The organism is Photobacterium halotolerans DSM 18316, from assembly GCF_000425165.1.
Classification (GTDB): domain Bacteria; phylum Pseudomonadota; class Gammaproteobacteria; order Enterobacterales; family Vibrionaceae; genus Photobacterium; species Photobacterium halotolerans.
In genome coordinates, this window is sequence record NZ_AULG01000017.1 from 75,222 (window position 1) to 95,346 (window position 20,125).

The 20,125-nt window shown below is 48.3% G+C and carries 16 protein-coding genes; 5 read left to right on the top strand and 11 right to left on the bottom strand.

Going from position 1 to position 20,125, the window contains the following annotated elements; genetic code table 11:
* Positions 1-376 precede the first annotated feature (376 nt).
* Positions 377-571 carry a hypothetical protein gene (locus tag H511_RS0105140; protein ID WP_155804806.1) on the bottom strand — a complete coding sequence of 65 codons (195 nt, stop codon included), beginning with the start codon at positions 569-571 and terminating at the stop codon, positions 377-379.
* 220 nt (positions 572-791) lie between these two features.
* On the opposite strand from H511_RS0105140, the gene H511_RS0105145 reads away from it, so the two are divergent.
* Positions 792-1,727 carry a universal stress protein gene (locus tag H511_RS0105145; RefSeq protein WP_027251343.1) on the top strand — a complete coding sequence of 312 codons (936 nt, stop codon included), beginning with the start codon at positions 792-794 and terminating at the stop codon, positions 1,725-1,727.
* 96 nt (positions 1,728-1,823) lie between these two features.
* Here H511_RS0105145 and H511_RS0105150 read toward each other — a convergent pair whose 3' ends face one another.
* From H511_RS0105150 to H511_RS0105185, 8 genes are all read right to left on the bottom strand, one after another.
* Positions 1,824-4,364, bottom strand: a complete 2,541-nt coding sequence (locus H511_RS0105150; RefSeq protein ID WP_027251344.1) for an Ig-like domain-containing protein — start codon at positions 4,362-4,364, stop codon at positions 1,824-1,826.
* A 280-nt stretch (positions 4,365-4,644) separates the two neighbouring features.
* Positions 4,645-5,616, bottom strand: coding sequence for a calcium/sodium antiporter (locus tag H511_RS0105155; RefSeq protein WP_027251345.1), 972 nt, complete (start codon positions 5,614-5,616; stop codon positions 4,645-4,647).
* Positions 5,617-5,924: 308 nt separating this feature from the next.
* Positions 5,925-7,772 carry an Lnb N-terminal periplasmic domain-containing protein gene (locus tag H511_RS0105160; RefSeq protein ID WP_027251346.1) on the bottom strand — a complete coding sequence of 616 codons (1,848 nt, stop codon included), beginning with the start codon at positions 7,770-7,772 and terminating at the stop codon, positions 5,925-5,927.
* Between the two features lie 119 nt (positions 7,773-7,891).
* Positions 7,892-8,374: a DUF3015 domain-containing protein gene (locus tag H511_RS0105165; RefSeq protein WP_027251347.1), complete on the bottom strand. Its 483-nt coding sequence runs from the start codon at positions 8,372-8,374 to the stop codon at positions 7,892-7,894.
* Between the two features lie 228 nt (positions 8,375-8,602).
* Positions 8,603-9,364 carry a slipin family protein gene (locus tag H511_RS0105170; protein ID WP_027251348.1) on the bottom strand — a complete coding sequence of 254 codons (762 nt, stop codon included), beginning with the start codon at positions 9,362-9,364 and terminating at the stop codon, positions 8,603-8,605.
* A gap of 3 nt (positions 9,365-9,367) precedes the next feature.
* Positions 9,368-10,762 carry an NfeD family protein gene (locus H511_RS0105175; RefSeq protein WP_051287889.1) on the bottom strand — a complete coding sequence of 465 codons (1,395 nt, stop codon included), beginning with the start codon at positions 10,760-10,762 and terminating at the stop codon, positions 9,368-9,370.
* 155 nt (positions 10,763-10,917) lie between these two features.
* Positions 10,918-12,372 carry an ATPase RavA stimulator ViaA gene (gene viaA / locus H511_RS0105180; protein ID WP_027251350.1) on the bottom strand — a complete coding sequence of 485 codons (1,455 nt, stop codon included), beginning with the start codon at positions 12,370-12,372 and terminating at the stop codon, positions 10,918-10,920.
* A 13-nt stretch (positions 12,373-12,385) separates the two neighbouring features.
* On the bottom strand, positions 12,386-14,023 hold the full coding sequence (locus tag H511_RS0105185; protein WP_027251351.1) for an ATPase RavA domain-containing protein: 1,638 nt from the start codon (positions 14,021-14,023) through the stop codon (positions 12,386-12,388).
* A 346-nt stretch (positions 14,024-14,369) separates the two neighbouring features.
* Here H511_RS0105185 and H511_RS0105190 point away from each other — a divergent pair, with 346 nt between their 5' ends.
* Positions 14,370-15,218: a GGDEF domain-containing protein gene (locus tag H511_RS0105190; RefSeq protein WP_248616577.1), complete on the top strand. Its 849-nt coding sequence runs from the start codon at positions 14,370-14,372 to the stop codon at positions 15,216-15,218.
* 81 nt (positions 15,219-15,299) lie between these two features.
* Positions 15,300-16,118: a phosphate ABC transporter substrate-binding protein gene (locus H511_RS0105195; RefSeq protein WP_027251353.1), complete on the top strand. Its 819-nt coding sequence runs from the start codon at positions 15,300-15,302 to the stop codon at positions 16,116-16,118.
* 51 nt (positions 16,119-16,169) lie between these two features.
* Here H511_RS0105195 and sseA read toward each other — a convergent pair whose 3' ends face one another.
* Positions 16,170-17,024 carry a 3-mercaptopyruvate sulfurtransferase gene (sseA, locus tag H511_RS0105200; protein ID WP_027251354.1) on the bottom strand — a complete coding sequence of 285 codons (855 nt, stop codon included), beginning with the start codon at positions 17,022-17,024 and terminating at the stop codon, positions 16,170-16,172.
* A gap of 258 nt (positions 17,025-17,282) precedes the next feature.
* Between sseA and H511_RS22635 the strand changes: the two genes are divergently transcribed.
* Positions 17,283-18,221, top strand: a complete 939-nt coding sequence (locus tag H511_RS22635) for a precorrin-2 dehydrogenase/sirohydrochlorin ferrochelatase family protein (protein WP_051287891.1) — start codon at positions 17,283-17,285, stop codon at positions 18,219-18,221.
* A 4-nt stretch (positions 18,222-18,225) separates the two neighbouring features.
* On the opposite strand, the gene H511_RS0105210 is transcribed toward H511_RS22635, so the two are convergent.
* A complete protein-coding gene (locus H511_RS0105210; protein ID WP_027251355.1) occupies positions 18,226-18,735 on the bottom strand; it encodes a DUF1097 domain-containing protein in 510 nt (169 codons plus the stop codon).
* 273 nt (positions 18,736-19,008) lie between these two features.
* Between H511_RS0105210 and nagZ the strand changes: the two genes are divergently transcribed.
* A complete protein-coding gene (nagZ, locus tag H511_RS0105215) occupies positions 19,009-20,013 on the top strand; it encodes a beta-N-acetylhexosaminidase (RefSeq protein WP_027251356.1) in 1,005 nt (334 codons plus the stop codon).
* Positions 20,014-20,125 lie beyond the last annotated feature (112 nt).

The window sequence follows — 20,125 nt, forward strand, 5'->3', positions numbered from 1 at the left end:
ACTTTTTGAAGATTTTCGCGCACGGCATGTCCCAATGGCAAATGTCAACAATGTTGCTCAGCACTTCTTTAATACTGTATTCAGAGTAGTATAGATTCACAAATGAGCTATCGTTCAATAGAGGGTTGGTGTTAGCCAATGGTGATTTTATTATCGCCCATTCGGGGTTACGATGCGTTTGATTACTGTATGTATGCATCCATGCGAGCTGCGGAAACAAAAAACAGCATCGGAGCGCTTCATCGTCCTGCGATTGGCCAATAGAATGGCAAGTACTTTATTGAAGATGATAGAAGGGGGTACGAAGTAACCCACGGCTTCTTTGAGACTGCACATCTCAAAAACGACAGATTTTCATTCAAATATTCCGCAGGTTCTAGTCGGTATGAAAAAAATGTGCTTTTCCTTTTTTACTGCACTGGTTATTGGCAGACCAGGCTCTTGTGGCAACCTGATAAAAAAGCAGCGAAAAAGCCATCAGGCTCAGCAAAGCGCTCCAGCCGCCCGTTGTCACTGTTGCGCCTAATGTCAGCAGCAATACCAGTGCTACCCATTTCTTTGTCTTTTCCATCTGAGTCATTACTGCTTTTATCTTTCCTGATGCTTATTATTGTTTAAGCACCACTGCAGATAAAAATACCTAATCACACTAAGAAAGCAGGTTTCGTTATAACCATAAGTAGTTAAAGCACGATTTTTATACCGCTAGTTATTATCACCCGGAGACACTCAACCCCGGTACTTTGGTCTAGGCTAACAATACACCTCTGTAAGCACCGGAGATCATGCATATGCGCCGATTTGAAAATTTGCTCTTTATCAGTGATGGTGTGCAGGATGAATCGGATGGATTGAAACAGGCATTGAGCCTGTCGCATAGCCACCACTGTAGCCTGACAGTGCTGATTATTTATCCTGAGTTACCTGAAACGCTGGGAAATTACCGGACCAATTGGGAACAGGCACTGATTGAGAACACCAAACTGCAGATTGCGCAGACAAAATCAGCGCTGTCTCTGTCTGAACAATCTGTGATGCCGATCATTCTGGCGGAAAGCAGCAAAAAACCCTCTACCTTAATTATTCAGCATGTACTCAGAGACAATTATGACATGGTGATCAAATCCGCCAGTTTCAGTCAAAGCGAAACTGGGCTGAAAGCGATGGATATGGAATTACTCCGGCAGTGCCCCTGCCCGGTCTGGTTATGCCGTCCCATTACCCATGCACAGAAGAAGGTCCATGTTGCCGTTGCTATTGATGCTGAAAACGATAGCAGGGAAGAAACCGATCTGGATCTGATGCTGCTCCAGTTGTCCCGATCACTGGCAGACAGTTGTGACGGCAGTCTGAACATCATTTCCTGCTGGGATTTCCCGTACGAAGAAATTGCCGGCAACCCGTTTATTCATGTCCCTGAGCAAGAGCTTCAGCAATCCATCAAAGAGGCGGAACAAAAACACATTAATGGGCTGAAAGCACTGATCACACTATCTGGCATTGGCGGGCCAGTAAAAGAATTCCACCCCAAAGGTCTTCCGCAGAAGTGCATCCCTGACATCATTGAACGCGAAGGCATTGAGTTGCTGATTATGGGAACAGTTGCCAGATCGGGCATACCCGGATTTATTATGGGAAATACTGCCGAAGACATTATCCAGAACACTAAATGCTCCATTCTGGCGCTCAAGCCCAAAGGGTTTGTGACGGACGTAAAAGCTTACTAAACAAACATTGCCGGTAGAGAACGAGTCAGGTATGACAACAAACAATACGGGCTGCCAACGGCAGCCCGTATTTCATTTAAAGCCATAAGGCATATGTTACTGCGCGTTCATCGCATCCAGCTTGGCACCTACCGGGCCGGAGAAGTTATAACCGTCGTGTTTATCCCAGTTAATTGACCAGGTCATGACCCCGGCATAATTGCTGTAATTAAACGCCGGAACCACAGCTTGGCAATGAGTACCGACAGTCAGGCAGTCTAACGCATCCAGAATATTCTGAGTCGGCGCCTGACCTGAGTTGGCAGAGCTGGGCCCGGACGGCAGACCTATGGCGACCTGATCATCACGCAGTGGCGCAAACTGCTCGCCATTGGCTAACGTGAATCCTTCGATCAGCATTTTGGACTGTGCCACCATCATGTCCACCGAGCCTTCTGGCGCCGCACCTGACAGATATGGGTTGGGCAAACCGCCATTGTTATATAACTGCACATGCAGCAGATCCAAGGTATCGCGCAGTGCATTAATCAGTGGAATGTAAGCGCCCCAGATACCGGAATACGCCACCATACCTCCCTGCACATACGGATGTTCAGGAGCCATGGTCAGGTACATGTCACCGCCCATATTCGCTTCAATCTGCTTCAGCGCACGAGGCAGACGGGCCTGAATCTGAGAGCCGTGAACCAGATTGGACCCGCTTTCAAGATCAATGTCCAGCCCGTCAAACCCCCATTCGTCGATAAGCGCAGTCAGGCTGCTGACAAAGTGCTGCTCATCAGAATCCGTATTGAGGGTAATGGTTCCCTCGGCACCGCCCAGAGACAGCACGAATTTCTTACCCTGGGCCTGAAGTGCGGCCATATCCTGCTTGAATTTCTGAGGATCCAGCGCCGGACAGCTGCTGTGCATATCACCACTGTACAGATTGAAATGGACAGTGCCCGTACTGTTGCGATCGTTCTCCGCAAAGGCAATATCGATGATATCCCATGCATCCGACATCTCACTGAGGTTGATAGGACAACCCGCACCATTAACAAAGTTATGCCAGTAACCAATCAGCTTATGGGTTTTCACTGACTGCTGAAGCACCTTGACGGTAGAGGCAGCAGATGTAACGGCCAGTCCGGTTGCATCTGTTGCCCTCGCAGAGACTGTGTAATTACCCACAGCGCCCGGCGTCCAGTTGGTGCTGTATGGCGAGCTGGTATCTGTCGCAACGACTGCACCATTGACCAGGAAATCGACGCTGCTCACCGTGCTGTTCAGTGAAGCCGCATCAGCAGACACCGTCACTGTTTTACCTAAGCCCACAGAAGTGCCGGATGATGGTGAGGTCAGAGTGACAACCAATGGTTCGTCACTGACATTGACCAGCACACCCGCACTGCCCTGATTGTCTTCATTATCTGTCGCCACAGCCGACAAACTGACAGCCCCGGTCCCTGTCGCTGTCCATGTCGCACTGTAGGGTGCTGACGTATCGATGCCTAAGCTTTGTCCCGCCGCAAAGAATTCCACTTGCGACACAGAGCCATCGGCATCCGTTGCATCCACTGCCAGTGTGACAACGTCACCATTTAGCACTGTTGCATTGTCGGCCGGAGAGCTAAAGGTGACTGTCGGCACAACCGCACATATTCCCTGCTCTGTCCAGGCATCGGTCCAATACAGGCCGGTGCCCGGTTCGTAGGCCCAGGCGGAATCAGATGAACACCAGCCAGAAACATCACAGCTATATTTGTAATTTGCACTTTGGACCAGATCACCCACCTGATAACTGGTGCCAGCCTGATAGACAGGTACGCCAGCACAGCCGCCACCGGTAGCACCGGAAACCGCGACAGTAACCACTGAGCTCCAGGTCACCGCACCGTTATCGTCTGTGGCTTTCGATTTAAATTCGTGGCTGCCCGCGGTGGCAGACCAGACAGATTCAAAGGGCGAGGAGCTTGCTGTCCCCACCAGTTGGTCATCCACATAAAATTCAACGGAAGTCACTGTGCCATCCTGATCCGAGGCATCAGCGCTAATAGTGACAACGTCACCTTCCTTAATTTGTGATACGGTCGTCGGATTCGTCAGTGCCACACTAGGGGGTTGGTTGTTACCTTCGGCCACCACGGTGATAGTCACGGAATCGGTTCGGCTCGCCCCTTTATCATCGGTTGCCACAACGGTGACAGAATGACTACCTTCAACCGTATCCCACGGCACTGAATACGGGGCGGTATCATCAATGCCTATGGTATTGCCGTCCACTTTAAACGTGACGTCAATCACCTGACCATCACTGTCCGCCGCATTGGCGGTCAAAGAAATCGCTTGGTTGACACCAAACTGAGCATTATTCAACGGTGACGTCAAAGTTACTGTCGGGGGCTGATTACCGTCTGGTGCATCACACACACCCAGCAATGACCATTCTTCGTAGGGATCAGAATACTGAACGGGATCCTTATCCTGGCTCCACCAATTTGCCTGATAGGCATTATCAAGATGCTGTACTTGTGTCCCTCCGTTATATGGAGTTCCACTTGCCCAGACAGGCAAAGCTGTACAGTCAATCGCATAGGCCGATACTGGGCTCGCCAATACCAATGCAATTGCCGTATGAACGAGGGTTTTTCGCATTGTTAACGTCCTTATTCTCTCAAATGAAGGTTTTTCCAAAGAGATACTTACTTGGTTCAGATAGAAAATTATCCAAACCAATCATGGACGACTTTTTAAGTAATGATAAATAAGACAGCAGAGAATTGAATACAATCCTCTGTGGGCTCTCATTTTCAGTCCAATACATACAAAATACAGGCAGTAAGACCGAAGAAAGATCACTTTTGACGGGAAAGTAGATAGAAGATAGACCAAGGGGGCATAATAGCCCCCTCTCTTTTTGCTGCCTGTAAAATAATCAGTCGGCTACAGTGCTGAATAAAAATAAGTTATAGGCAACGATGGCAATCAGTAGTAACAAACCTTCAAAGCGGTTGATGCGACCCGGACCACGGAAGCCCATGCACATCGCAACCAGGGCAATGGTCAGCCCCATCATAACGGCCCAGTCACGGGCAAACACTTCAACGCCAATGCCGCTGATCGGAGAAATCACCCCAGCGATACCAATAACTGCCAGTATATTGAACATATTTGAACCGACAACATTACCAATCGCGATATCGTGTTCGCCTTTGCGTGCCGCAGCCACAGAAGCCGCCAGTTCAGGTAATGACGTCCCCAGAGCCACAATTGTCAGACCGATTATCAGATCACTGACACCGAGTGCCTGAGCAATACTCACCGCGCCCCAAACCAGAATTCGGGAGCTTACCACCAAAAGCACTAAACCAATTAGCAACCACATGACAGCTTTCTTTAACGGCATGGCATGTGCTTTCAGCTCGCTTTCCGTCTCAGCTTCCAGCGCATCGCCTTTACCTCTCAAAGCAGAATAGATAGACCAGCCAATCAAGCCGAAAAATCCAATCAGCAAGACAACCGCTTCGACGCGCGTCAGCTCGCCATCCCAGAGCAGAATACCAGCGAGGATACCGATAAGTACCAGGAGAGGAAGTTCTTTTCGGATGATGTTTGAATGAACAGCAATAGGCGCAATGATTGCCGTAATCCCCAGAATCAGACCGATATTGACAATATTGGAACCAAGGGCATTCCCGAGCGCCAGATCCGGTTTACCGTCGATGGACGCCATGGCAGAGACAACCATTTCAGGTGCCGAAGTGCCAAAGCCCACGATAACCATGCCAATAAGCAATGGCGGCATACCCAGATGGCCGGCGCTGGCCGCAGCCCCATCGACAAATTTATCTGCACTCCAGACAAGTAGAGCAAAACCCAGCAATATGGCTATTGATGCGGTGATCATATGTATATACATCCCAATGTTTAACAATAAATGACGTTCAAAAATGAGTAAAAAACAGGTTATACGAACGTATTTGCTGACACTGGAATCAAGCGGCGCAAAGAATAATGGGTTTACGGGTTTTATGGTAGCAAAATTATCACATTACACTGATAAATCTCACTGACCGGTTCACTGCATACGACGTGCTGCAACACGCAGTGAATCAATCAAAAAACGATCTGATTACCGGTAAAAACACCCAGCGGCAAACAACCGCAAGGCGTTATCACTATAGACAATCGCAGACAGACAGTCGTAACTAACAGTCACAAATAGACAAAGAACCGCAATGTGGAAGACAGCTCATCACGTTGCCACTGCTGATAGGTAACTTCGGTGCGTAATCCCAGCTGCTGGCTAAGCGCCCAGTGCCAACTTGCCTGTGATTTCGTACGCCAGCGCATAGCATCCCACTGATACAACCCCTGGGCGGACAGGGCCAGTTTATGCTCTTCGTTAGCCTGCCAGACCAAGCCCGACTCCATCCCCAGCCCCAGCGACAGGTTCTCATCCTGAGCATCAAAATAGTTCAGCTCAGACGACACTAGCGCATAAGCGTGGAGACGGTTAGCATCTCCCCAAGATTTACCGTACCCGCCCTGCATGAAGTACCGACCAGTCAAGCCGGTAGTATCTGGCTGCCGGTCGTAGCCGGCACGGATATTCCAGGATAAGGAATCAAATACCCGATAATCAGGCGCCAGTGACATGGCGTCGAGCAGATAAAGCTGGTTAAGATCCACATCGCCATCCTGGTCAACCCCTAGCTGCAGGTCGAAAAAGCTGATCTGTGCCCCCGGAATGTAACCGCCAGCGTTATCCAGTAAATCATGATAGGCCACTCGCCATTCCAGCAGCGCCTGATCGGCGTCATGATGGCTGTAGCGGTATCCCAATCCTAACCGGCTTGAATTGTGGCCTTCATCAGGCGATACGGCAGGCCTTGCGGGTTCAGAAAATGGCGATGAGGTATTCAGCTTGCTTCTGGCAATCAACAATTTCTGTAACTGAGGCGCAATGTCTTCCCGGGCGAGCGCCTGATCATAAAATTCAAAGTTGAGCCACTCATAAGCCATTTCCAGAATGGCGGCTCTTTCGCTCAGTGAACCTTCAGTCGGGTACTGGCCCGTCATGGCAGCCCGGGCGGCCAGCAGTTGTTGATCATCCAGTTGCTGAGCATAGTGCATTAAACGTGTACCAAAAGAGGCCCGGTATTTGGGAATTTCAATCAGTCCGTTTTCTCTGAGCACTTTGACTGTGTCTGATGGAATTGCCCGATAATCAAAACCGGATGTCAGATCCAGCCCTTCCCTGCCCGCTTCAAGTAAAGCCAGCAACTGATAGGAACAATTCTCATCGATGAAATAGTAGTCAAATTCAACACCGTTCATTTCCCAGAGATGGCGCAGCACCTGCTGAACTTCTTCCTCGTCCAGATTTAGTGCATATTCCCAAATATCTCTTGATTCTAAATCGTTGTATTCACGCACTTTGCGATAATACGGCATGACACTGAACGTGCCGGGATAATTCCCGAACAGTCCTTTTGCCGCGTACAGAAACGCATTGTCATTGCTCTCTGGCGTGGCGGCAAAATTGATGGCAAAGGCCACTAATTCGCGGTTTCGATTCTGATCTTTGGCATCAACACGCAGCAAAGTATGCCCGAACATAGACGATGGGCTGTTCATAAATGCTGTCGGGAAGACCAGTGTCAGCCCCTTGGGATTCAGCGCCTGCTTCCAGAGGGTTTGCTCAGGGCAGACGGCTACTGGCCAATCTGTATGTAATTTTTGTTTTAACCAATGGAAACGGGCCGGATACCGGCAGCTCAAACTCTGATCATTGGGTGAGCTATCGGGCTGTTTCGCTTCGCGTTCAAACCCCTCGACGGTGGCATTAAGCTCGGCCAGAGGATCATCTTTTCCCTGCGGACTGACAAAGAAAGAAGGCGAATCGACCAGGCTTGTGAACGAGCCGGTCACTCCGGACTGATAATGCCCCAGGGTATGCCAATAATCAGAGGCGGAAAGATGCACCAGATCTTGCTGGGTATACGCAAAAGCTGTGCTGCTGAAAACGCTGAGAGGGAGCAGAGATAACCAGAACTTCATGAAAACATCGATGGGATCAAATAGGTTCAGTCAAGCGCGTTGAATGAACAAGGCACCAGATTAGAAAAAGATACAGCGCCCATTGGCGCTGTATCTGAGCGGTTCACACCTGTAATAAATTACAGAGCGTAAGCTGCCAGCGTATTCTGATCAGCAACCATAGTGTTCAGGTTAGCCAGAACATCTGCAGAAGTAACATTTTCAGAAGCGAAGATAGACGCATAGTTATTACGAGCAGTCGCGTTAAATTCCGCTTTTGCTTCTTCGCTCATGCCCCAAACGTCAGTCAGAGTTGCCAGCGTTTCACCTTCGCCACGTGCGATATCACGAGCCAGGTTATCCATGTTACCGTCGATAAACATAGCCAGTTTTTCTTGAGAAGTGATCACGCCGTTGCCGTCACAACCCAGTGTGCCGAAAGTGATACCGAAAGTTTGGTTACCTGAAGTACCGTTCGTTGTCGCACCCAGTACTTTAAATACTTTGCCTTCTTGGCCAGCAAAAACCATAGAGCCCAGGCCACAACCGATATCTTGGTCAGCCATTGCTTGAGAGAAAGGCATCATGCCCGCGAAAACTGCCACTGCAAATACTTTTTTCATTGTTATTCCTTAGACTTAATTAACACAAATTGCTTGCATCACTTTTATGCGTCCAAAATCATAACAACTTAAAGCTATATTTCAATTTATACAGGGCAAAAAGTTATTTGTTTACATTTTCTTAGCTCAAAATCCACTTTTTAAAAAATCCGCCCATTTTAGTTGAGTTAAAAATAACCAATCAGGGCGGAGTCGCTTAACGCAATATCGTTATTTTTGTTCAGAACTTCACTCATTATTCTTATTAGCGATATTTTTGACTTTATCGACTAAGTCGATAGGCAAAGGGAATACTATGGTTGATGTCCTGTCGTTGGCAATCTCAGTCAGTGTCTGCAGATAACGAAGTTGAATCGCATTCGGCGCTTTATTCAGCACTTCTGCTGCTTCCATTAATTTTTTAGACGCTTCCAGTTCACCCGTAGCATGAATGACTTTTGCACGACGTGAACGCTCGGCCTCAGCCTGACGGGCTAATGCCCGCACCATACTGTCATCCAGATCGACATGTTTGATTTCAACATTGGCTATCTTTATGCCCCAGTTGTCGGTGTGCATATCAAGAATGCCCTGCAAATCTTTATTCAGTTCATCTCTTGCCGACAGCAATTCATCCAACTCATGCTGACCAAGCACTGATCGTAATGTTGTCTGGGACAGCTGGCTGGTGGCTTCAAGATAATTTTCGACATTGATGATCGCCATTTTGGGATCAATAACCCGAAAATAAACCACGGCATTAACCTTAACCGATACATTATCTTTGGTGATCAGATCCTGTGTAGGCACATCCAGCACAATTGTTCTCAGATCCACCCGAACCATTTGTTGAATAATTGGGATAATAATGATCAACCCAGGACCTTTGACTTCATAAAAGCGCCCCAACAAAAAGACGACGGCACGCTCATACTCACGCAGCACTCTGAACATGCTGATAATCAGCACGAGTACCAGCACAATGATGGTTGCCAGGGAATAGGTAATCATGATTTATTCCTTCTCTTTGGCCACAACATGTAAACACAAGCCGTCAACTTGCTTCACAACAATTTCCTGGCCTACCCGCAATGGCGTATCACAGCGGGCTTGCCAGATTTCACCTTCAACCAGCACCCGTCCCTCTCCGGGAAAGCCACTGACCACTTTACCGTGATCACCAAGGAGCATTTCAACCCCGGTTGAAACAGGCTTACGACGGGTTTTTAGCAATAAGGTAAGAATAACAAAGGTAAACAGTGCGGACGTAGCTGTCAGACCCACGATCAAAGGGACGGCAATTTGATACCCTGGCTCTTCGGTATCCATCAGCATGACTGACCCCATAACAAAGGAAACGATACCGCCCAGACCCAATATACCAAAGCTGGGACTGAAGGCTTCTGCCACCATCAGAATGATCCCCAGGATGATCAATCCCAGTCCCGCATAGCTGACCGGCAGAAGTTGCAGCGAATACATCGCCAGAATCAGACAAATCCCGCCGAGCACCCCAGGTAACCCCACTCCGGGATTGTAAAACTCTAACAGTAAGCCATAGATACCTATCAGCATGAGTATGTAGGCCACGTTCGGGTTGGTAATGACAGCCAGAAATTTAAACCGCCAGTCCTGTTCGCGTTCTACATATGCAACATTTTCCAGCGATAATGTCTGTTGTACCCCGTTAATAAGCACGGTACGGCCATTAATCTGATTAACCAGATCATCCAGATCTGTGGCCATAAAATCGATGACATTTTCTTTCAATGCCCCTTCGGCATCCAAGCTTGCCGCTTCCCGCACCGCTTTCTCTGCCCAGACTTCATTTCTGCCATGCAATTTAGCCAGGCTGGTGATATACGCTGCGGCATCATTAATGACTTTCTTTTCCATTGCTGTTTCAGCTTTTACTTCCTCACTGGGCTGTGTTGCTTGCTCTGACTGTTTAGCCGCGTCATCTTTCCCGGCGGAGTCCTGATCGTCAGAGTCATCAAAAGGATTGTCTTTTTTCCCGCCTGGTGACCCGCCTGTCAGGGATACAGGCGTAGCGGCGCCAAGATTTGTACCCGGCGCCATAGAGGCAATATGGCTGGCATAGAGAATATATGTACCGGCGCTCGCCGCTCTGGCACCCGAAGGGCCAACCCAGGTGGCCACTGCAACCGGAGATGTTGTGATAGCGCGGATAATTTCCCGCATAGAGGTATCTAAACCGCCCGGGGTGTCCATTTTGAGCACGATAAGTGCAGCCTGTTCTTCCTGAGCATGGTTAATTTCACGTGATACAAAATCACTGACCGCAGGTCCGATCCCGCCTTTGATATCAATTAACCATACATCGGATGCCTGAGAGCACATTGACCAAAGCGCAGCCAGCCATAATGTCAGAATGGAAAACAGCTTCATGACGCATGCTCCCAGTAGATGTACCAGACTGAACCAGATAGGAAAACCTGAACTCTTAGACGTTGGTTATCCACCCCTTAAGCATAGCGCACAGAATTCGCTACAGGATTGATCGCCGTGCAGAACCATGACAGCCTGCAACAGCGGCTGGTAACTCAGGAAATATGACGAGAGAAAAGTCGGCCAAGCGCCGAGGGATGGTGAGACCAGTGCGTATCAAACATCTCCATCAAAGCCGGGTTGCCGTACCGTGACAGACAAACGGCATGGAAACGATTCTTATGCTGTTTCAGTTTTGCTACACGCTCCTGCATCTCGGGCGATTGCGACGGTGCAATGAAATCGGACAGCACGATGAGATCCGCATTTTTATACTTATCGCCACTCATCAGCATCAGAGACTGATCCAGCACGGGCGTTAAATCTGTACCGCCATGAAATGAATAAGAAAGGAAATTCAGCACTTCACTTAAGCCATCCTGCCGCGTCAGCTCATACGTAATGTGCTGGGTGGAAAACAACATGACATAACAGTCTCTGTCATCGGCAAGTGCAATCTGCATCAATCCGTAAGCCAACGCTTTCGCGCACTGCTCTGGGTAACCGGACATTGAGCCAGAGGCATCAATGCAAACAATAAACGGCCCCTTGTCCTGTTCGACCTGCTTACTTTGTTTCCTGTAGGCTTTCACTTTACGCAGTTTGCGCTGAGCCCCCTGCATTCTGTAATTCATCAAACGCTTATCAACAAGATGCTTGTAGAACACCACCTCAAGTTCTGGATAGGCAAGAAACATCGCCTCATTAGGGAGTAAACGCGCCAGATCATCGCTGGGATGCACGCCCACTATGTCATCAGTGACGTTGTCACTCTTTTCTTCGACCATTTTCAGCTCTTCTGTCTGAACCCTGGCCTGACTCGGATCATCAACCTCGTTAGCCATTCTGCCTAGCTTGTCGGCAATCTCCTGAATTTCATTATTTTTTTGAAGAAACCTTGCGATAGATTTTAAACGTTCCACATCCGTTTTAGTCAGTTTGGCTTTTGCCATATCCCACAGCCGGCCAGCGCGTTTTTCATCTCCCGTTTCATCAACTTTTTCCATTTGCTGCATGGTTTCAATACGCTGATACAGATCTTTCAGCAATGCTTCTTTATGATGCTCTAACTCAGATTCCTGCGCTTTTTTCAGTGCTACTTGCAAATGTTCATACCACTGGTGACAAAAGTAGCTGTGAAACATGGGGTTATGCTTCTTCTGGTCATGGTCAAGCAACCGGCGTGCTTTAAAATAAAAGCCGGACGTCGTTTCAAGTTCACTGACTACCTGCTCTGCATTGTCCATAAAAGTGTCCGCAGACCATTGCCGAACTTTTTGGTACATAGCCAGCTCCTGACTGAAGCGCTCGGCCACATCCACTTTTGCGATGCGATGCTGTACATAGCTGCGCCACTTGCCGATCTGCAGCTTCATAGACGATTTAATTCCCGGACTGGAGTCCGCTGCCATCATCAACTGTGGCCGGGTCATCAGCTCGTTGACTGCATTTTCAATGATACCCGACTCAGTCAGCATCAGAGCCAGATTAATACCTTCGGTGACTGGCATTGTCTCCTCCCGGCTATGCGAAGTATTCGGTCAGACGGGTTAAACGCATAGCACTTTTGTCCAAATGCCGCTGGATTGTCGCAATTTCATCACTTGCAGTAGCCAGACTTTGCTCAATCAGTACCGGAAATTCAGGGTCAACGAAGTTGTGCGGCAGTGCCCCGTGAAAACGGCTCCGTGCCAGTTTCAGTAAGTGAGCCGCCTCACTGATGGCATCCGTTGCTTGCTCGACTTTTTGCTGCCAGCCAACCAGCTGTTCCTGGCTGACTCCGTAATCTCCGGCCATGCCAACCAGCACATTCCGGTTAGCAATATCTTTGATCACCAGGCGATCTGTGGCATCAATTTCAAAATGCAGCCTGCATAAATGCGTGTTCTTATTAACAAAGCCATAGATATCGCATTGTCCGGCTTTAATCTTTTTCTCGAACTCATCACCATCTACATACACCCAGCGGCTATCACCGGTTTCCTGTTCAGAAACGGAAGGATTATGCTGCAGCATCACCAGTTTGATCATGCGCGGGTTGTTATTAACCGTGTAGCGCTTGGCGCCGGAAAAATCGTACTTGTATCTTTCCTTGCCCATCAGCGTGTCATGCCCGAATGTCACGCACAGCTTGCTGGCAACCGCCTGGTGGACTTCCTCTATCTGATGCTGCGCCGTATCAGCCTGCTGAGTCGCGGCTTGCTGCCCGAAGACTTGATTAACAGCAAAGTCGCGTAAGATCTCCCGGATATCCTGTCGGGATTCCGGGCTGTGCCACAAACACTCCTGCAGCAACAGCAAATCAAGCGGATTGATACTGTCCCGGCCATTAAAGAAAGCACTGGCTTTGAGCAGCCTTACCGACTTTTTCCATCGCCGGTCTGAAATGTAAAGCTCGCTGCTGCCCGATTCCACTTTCTCCTCAATGATGGATTTCAGCTGATAAATGGTTTCGAATGTCGCCTCATCAAGCTGGATATGATCGATCAATGCCTGCCATTGCTGATATTCTTCTTCTTTAATTTTCAGCTCAGCGGGCAAACTTGCCATCTCTGGGCCTTCACCCAGCAGCATGGCTTTGAAATTTTGTTTTTCCTGTATGCGATTAACGAACACACGAACCAGCATACGGTCGTACAACGCTTCCAGACCGCTGTCTTCATCCGGTAATTCGTTGGATGCCGTAATCAGCAAACGCATCGGCACGTTCAGCGTGTCCTGACCATTTTTAAACGTCCGTTCGTTAACGACAGTCAGTAAGGTATTCAAAATTGCAGGGCCTGCTTTCCAGATTTCATCCAGGAAAACGACTTCCGCTGTGGGCAAGTAGCCATCAACCAAACGAACATATTTGCCGTGGTCTTTCAGTTCCTGAATCGATAAAGGCCCGAACACTTCTTCAGGAGTTGAAAAACGCGTCATCAGATAATCAAAGAAGCGGCTGCCATCAAAGGCTTCAATCAATCGCTTAGCAATCAGGCTTTTTGCTATTCCGGGAGGACCCAGCAGGAAGACACTCTCACCAGACAACGCCGCCAGCAGACACAGGCGAATGGTATGCTCTCTTTCATAGACCCCGTTTGACAGAGCCTGGATCAGTTTCTCTACCCGCTCAGCAAGCAGCGCTTTATTGGGTAGGCTATTGGCCGCCATAGATAGCATATTGGTCATTTCCTCGAGGCAATAGGGTCTGATGTAGAAATGAAATGGGTGGAGCTGAAAAATCTCATTCTAGCCACAGAATAGCTGTAAAAAACACATTGTTACAAGTATGTTAATATACATATTTTGTTACAAACAGGGTATATCAAACTGGGTAGGCAACCAACATAGATCAATCATTGATTTCATTTTTGATGCACTCAGGGTGAGCACAGGATCACAGAATGTAATGGGTTACGCTACATGTTCAGGATGGGGACTATGTCTCGATTTGTTATTACATTGCGCTATCTCAACACAAATCATCGTGTTAGTATTTTAATCAATTATGAAGAAGATCTCTCAATTGCCTGTCGGGCTGACAATTTTTGTATGTTTTGGGGTGCTGATAACCACCTTTATCCCCATGCAAGGTAACCTGGATGCGGTTACTTCGAGCCTGACACTGGTGCTGATTATCCTGCTGGTCCGCGAAGTCGCCAGTAAAGAAATGAAGTTTTTATTACTTCTGTCTGCCTGTACCTACGGGATTGGTGTAATTGCAGATCTTCTTGACGACATTCCGGAGCTTGCAACTCACTGGTTGCTGATACGCGCCGATGATGTATTCAGCAATATTGGTGTTTTTTTACTGTGCTTCTGCTTCATTAGACTTTTGCATCAACGCCGTAAATTAATACAAAAACTCAAGCAGCAAATTGCTAAATCCCGTCAACTGGAGCTGGAACTCAGCCGGCAGGCCTTGCAAGATGACTTGACCAGATTGCAAAACAGACGCTCACTTTTCAGACGATTTGATCACATGGCGATTAACCTTAATCGCGGCATTATGGCTTACATTGATGTAGATAATTTCAAACAGGTTAACGACCGTCTTGGTCACCGGCAGGGAGATTTAGTGCTGATTGAAATCGCCAATATCATTTTCAGGCATTCACCAACCGGCAGTCAGGTCTATCGCATAGGCGGTGACGAATTCATTGTTCTACTGCCCAGTGAAGATCAATGTCAAAGCCAGGAGTGGCTTGATCAGTTATATGAGCAAACTCAAGATCTAAGAGACACATTCAAACTTGGCATCAGTGTCGGCCTTGTTCCTTTCCATCCTGGCAACCTCAGTGATCCGGACTTACTGCTCGCTAAAGCAGATAGCGCCATGTATCAGGAAAAAGAGCAAAAAAGCCGTGTCGAGTAACCTCGATTCAGATTCACAATTCTGTCATATCCTCGTCATACCATAGCGTCTTCCCCCGTAGTTCAATTTTGGAGAGACGCAATGTTGCTTCGCCTGGCTTCTTTATTGGCCGTTATTACCCTATTACCCATTCAGGCTAATGCCAAAACCGTTACCGTATCAGGTTCCACATCTGTCAGTCATATACTTGAGATATTGGCTGAGCAATATGAGCAGCAACATTCCGATGCTTCCATTGCCGTGCAAGGGACTGGATCATCTGCTGGCATTTCAGCAGTCAAACAAGATGCCGCTGAGCTCGGAATGAGTTCGCGATTTCTGAAAGAAGACGAGATACGTCCGGATGTATCAACCACATTAATTGCCCATGATGGCATCGCGCTGGTCGTCAACAAAAACAACCCGATCGACACTCTGAGCAAAGCACAGGTTATGGGGATTTATCAGGGGAAAATTACCAACTGGAAACAAGTCGGTGGCGATGACCTCCCCATTGCGGTTGTCAGCAGAGAAAACGCTTCCGGTTCACGGTTTTCTTTTGAAGATTTTATGGGTCTGACACGTACTATTGGTGATAAAAGCGTCTCTGATATCAATGCTAAAGCTCTGGTGGTTAACACTAATGGCATGGTAAAAAGCCTGATCGCCAGAAACAAGCACGCCATTGGCTATATGTCGCTCGGCTCTGTTGATGATTCGGTAAAACCATTGGCTTTTGAAGGTATCTCACCCAGCCTGGCCAACCTGGAATCGGGACAGTATAAAATCTCCCGTCCTTTCATCATGCTTTATAAAAGCAAAAAGATCACATCGGATGGTCGTGACTTCCTCCATTACCTCCTGTCCGAAAACAGCCAGAAAATATTGCATGATCGCGGTTACATTCCCGTGGTGCATTAAACAACAAACAACCTTTGGCTTACCTGAAAAATCAGGTAAGCCATTGTTCGCTCAGGATACTACCGGATATTTCATGCCAGCCCCCCATTCCGTCCAGGAACCGTCATAGACAGTCAGGTTTTTCCGACCCGCTACATCAGCCGCCAGAGCCAGAATGCACGCCGTTACCCCGGAACCGCAACTGAAAATCAGCTGCTGATCGTGTTCTGAAATCGCATCAAAACGTTGTTTCAGTATTGATTGTGACACCAACCTGTTGTCTTTTACCAACTGACCAAACGGAAGGCTTTTGGCATTCGGCATATGGCCACTGCGTATGCCTTCTCTCGGCTCTGGCTGCTGGGCATAAAAACGTGCCGCGGGGCGTGCATCCAGCACCACAACCTGAGGGTCTGCTAATTTTCCCATCAATGTCTGAGCATCAATCACCCATTCAGATCTGAACTGGGCAGAAAATTGCCCTATCTCCGGTGCTTCAGTCACGACACCCGATTCTAACGAGCCCCCGCTCGCTTTCCAGGCAGGCAATCCGCCATCCAGCACCGCGACCTTGTCATGCCCCATCACTTTAAACATCCACCACACGCGCGGTGATGAAAACAGTCCGTGAGAATCATAAACAACGATAGTGTCTTTGTTGCTGATACCTAACTCCGACACTTGGCTGGCAAACTGCTCTGCACCGGGCAACATATGCGGAAGGCTGGAATCCTTATCGCATATCTCTTTATCGAAATCGAAAAAAACAGCACCGGGAATACGTTCACTCACCCACTCAGCTCTGGCATCACGGCCACTGCCCGGCATGAACCAGCTCGCATCCAGTATCACAATATTTTCCGCATCGGCATGCTCCAGCAACCAGTCAGCACTGACAACAGACGACGATAATGAATTCTTTGCCATACTCTAAGCACCTATCCCTATGAAATTCAGCTGTTTGTATGAAACCAGAGAACTGTGTTCCTCGCAGCCACTCAGGTTATCACTCCTACATGGTGATAGTGATAGCAGGTAATACGATCAGACTAAACCTTTTTCTCAGTAATCCAGCCACTTGCCACAGTAAACAGAAGCAGGCTGAGCTTGAATCCGATTGTTCATCGGGTTAATGTCCCTGAACTCAGTGCCCGCACTTTTCTGATTTTTTGCAAGGACGCGAATATGGACTACTTTCCGGTCTTCACCCAATTACACAACAAACCAGTACTGGTCATAGGTGGCGGAGAAGTTGCCTGTCGTAAAGTCGATCTTTTATTGCGGGCAGGCGCAGCAATCACGCTGATATCGCCACGCCTGCATCCTGCTTTACAAAAGCTGGCCAGCCAGCAAAAACTGCGCTGGCTGGCAGAATCTTACCAGCCGGGAAGCCTGGGGGGCTATTATCAGGTGTGGACAACGACGGATGATCGCGAGCTGAATAAGCGTATCTTTCATGATGCCCAGCAGAAGAAAATTTGGGTTAATGCCGTCGACGATCCTGCCCATTGCGATTTTATTACCCCATCCATGATAGATCGCTCCCCCATTCAGGTGGCCATATCCAGTGGTGGCGCTTCACCGGTACTCGTACGTTACCTCAGAGAAAAGCTGGAAACCCAGCTCGCGCAAAATTTGTCTCTTCTGGCAGATTTCGCAGGAAAACAAAGAAACCGCCTGAAACAACATTACGATACCGTCGATAAACGAAGACACTTTTGGGAGCTCTTCTTCCGCTTGCCTCAGGTAGAAAATGCCCAGTCTGTTGAGGTGCTTGAAGCAGCGTTTGTCCAGCTACTGGCCCAAGACAATCAGGCAACAGGAACAGTCTGTGTGATAGAAACCGGCGCAGATGTTGAAATGCTGACATTGAAAGCGTTGCGACTGATGCAGCAGGCCGAAATGGTGCTTTACACCGATGAAGAGAGTCAGGCTGATTTCATTGATCTTTGCCGCAGAGATGCTGATCGTGAAGCTTGCAGTGAGGAGAATCTGTTGCAAAAAGCGGATGCCCTGCTCAGCCAGGCTGTCCGCGTCTGTATTCTGGTCAAAAAAGGAAGGACTTCTGCATCACTGTCTGCTTTTTGTCAGCAGCACAAGGGTGAGGTACTTCCCTCACTATAACCGTTTATTTTGTAGAGGCAGCGGCGGGCGCAAGTTCAGACTTAAACGCTGCCTTCTGCGCGCGTTTTTCACTTTGCGCCTTCAGCCACAAACCGGATGTTTTCATCGCATAACCAAATACCACGCCGAGCATTAGCGAAGGGATAACCAGTTGCCAGTTACCCGCGGCAGCAAATGTCGCACAACAGCCGATAAATGTGCCCGGAATAAAGCTCAGCCACTCACGCTTTGCCTGCACACACATCAGAAATGAAATAATACCCGTCGCGATGTAGCCGAACAACTCAATATCTATCCATGTTGAGCCGTGAATGATCAACATTGCCCAGGCGACACCACTCACATTGGTCGCCATACTGATACCCATGCCCTTTAAGCCATCCTGAGGTGCCGCAAAATAGGTGGTACACCCCAAAAATCCGCCCCAGCTCAACAAGCCAAGTGAAACCGCTACCCAGCCCCACAGACCAGATAACAGACCGGTTGTTATTGCTATAGCGATTAATGCTGACATGTTAAGACCTCTGAAAACGCTTATTGGATATTGCCGGTGCGATGAATGCCGAAGTCTAATCACTCTGCCCGCCCAATAAATTGATATTAATCACATAATAAATGAAATAAGTGAAACACAATGTTTTACATAGTGAACAATGCCACAATAATCAGTTAACTGACGCCATCTTCAATCAGCAAAATGCGGTTTTGACTCTGATCAGCTTGTGATAACTTAATGCTTTCTAAAAGCTATGTTTCTTCTGAGATGCAGTCAAAACGGAGTGCCACCATGGGGCCTTTAATGCTAGATGTGTCAGGTTTCGAACTTGATGCCGAAGAGCGTGAAATTCTTCAACACCCCACAGTAGGCGGAGTCATTTTTTTCGCCCGCAACTACCACGACAAAGAGCAGTTGTTTGCTCTGACACAATCCATTCGTCAGGCAGCAAAACGTCCTTTGATCATTGCGGTGGATCAGGAAGGCGGACGAGTCCAACGCTTTCGTGAGGGTTTTACTTTACTGCCTCCTGCCCGGGCATTTGCAACGGCCGACAATGGAGTCAACCTTGCCCGTCAGGGGGGCTGGCTGATGGCCGCGGAATTACTGGCTATGGATATCGATCTCAGCCTGGCTCCTGTATTGGATATCGGCTTTGACTGTAAAGCCATTGGAGACCGCGCGTTTTCAGATCAGCCTGAAAAAATCATTCAATTTGCCAGTGAGTTTATACGCGGTATGAAAGAGGCAGGAATGGCGGCAACAGGTAAACATTTCCCCGGACACGGTGGCGTTATCGCAGATTCGCATCATGAAACCCCTGTTGATGAGCGCAGTGATATTACCGTTCGTGATATGTCGGTATTTAAAGCATTAATCGAGGAACAATTACTCGATGCCATGATGCCAGCCCATGTGATTTATCCTTCCTACGATGATAAGCCCGCCAGCGGCTCGGAATACTGGTTAAAGAAGGTGCTTCGGCAACAGCTTAACTTTAAAGGGGTTATCTTTTCAGATGATCTGAACATGAAAGGTGCCGATGTACTGGGCTCCTACGGCGATCGTGCTGTTGCTTCTCTGCAAGCCGGCTGCGATATGGTGATGTTATGTAATAACCGCAGTGGAGCGATTGAGGCACTTGAAGCATTGCCACAAACCCAGACACCCGTGCTTAATCACTTACTCAAAAAGCCATTTCCACAATACGCAGAGATGATAAGAACGACTGAATGGAAACAGCGCTCTGAAGCCATTCGCCGACTGCAACATGAATGGCAGGAAAAAACACACTAGTGCTTTTTTACCTGTTGGGTGTCCCATTCAGCTCAGCGAAATACAAACGCCCGGATGACCGGGCGTTGTTGTCGCTGCAGGATATGTGGCTGTGATTCAAACAACTCAGATT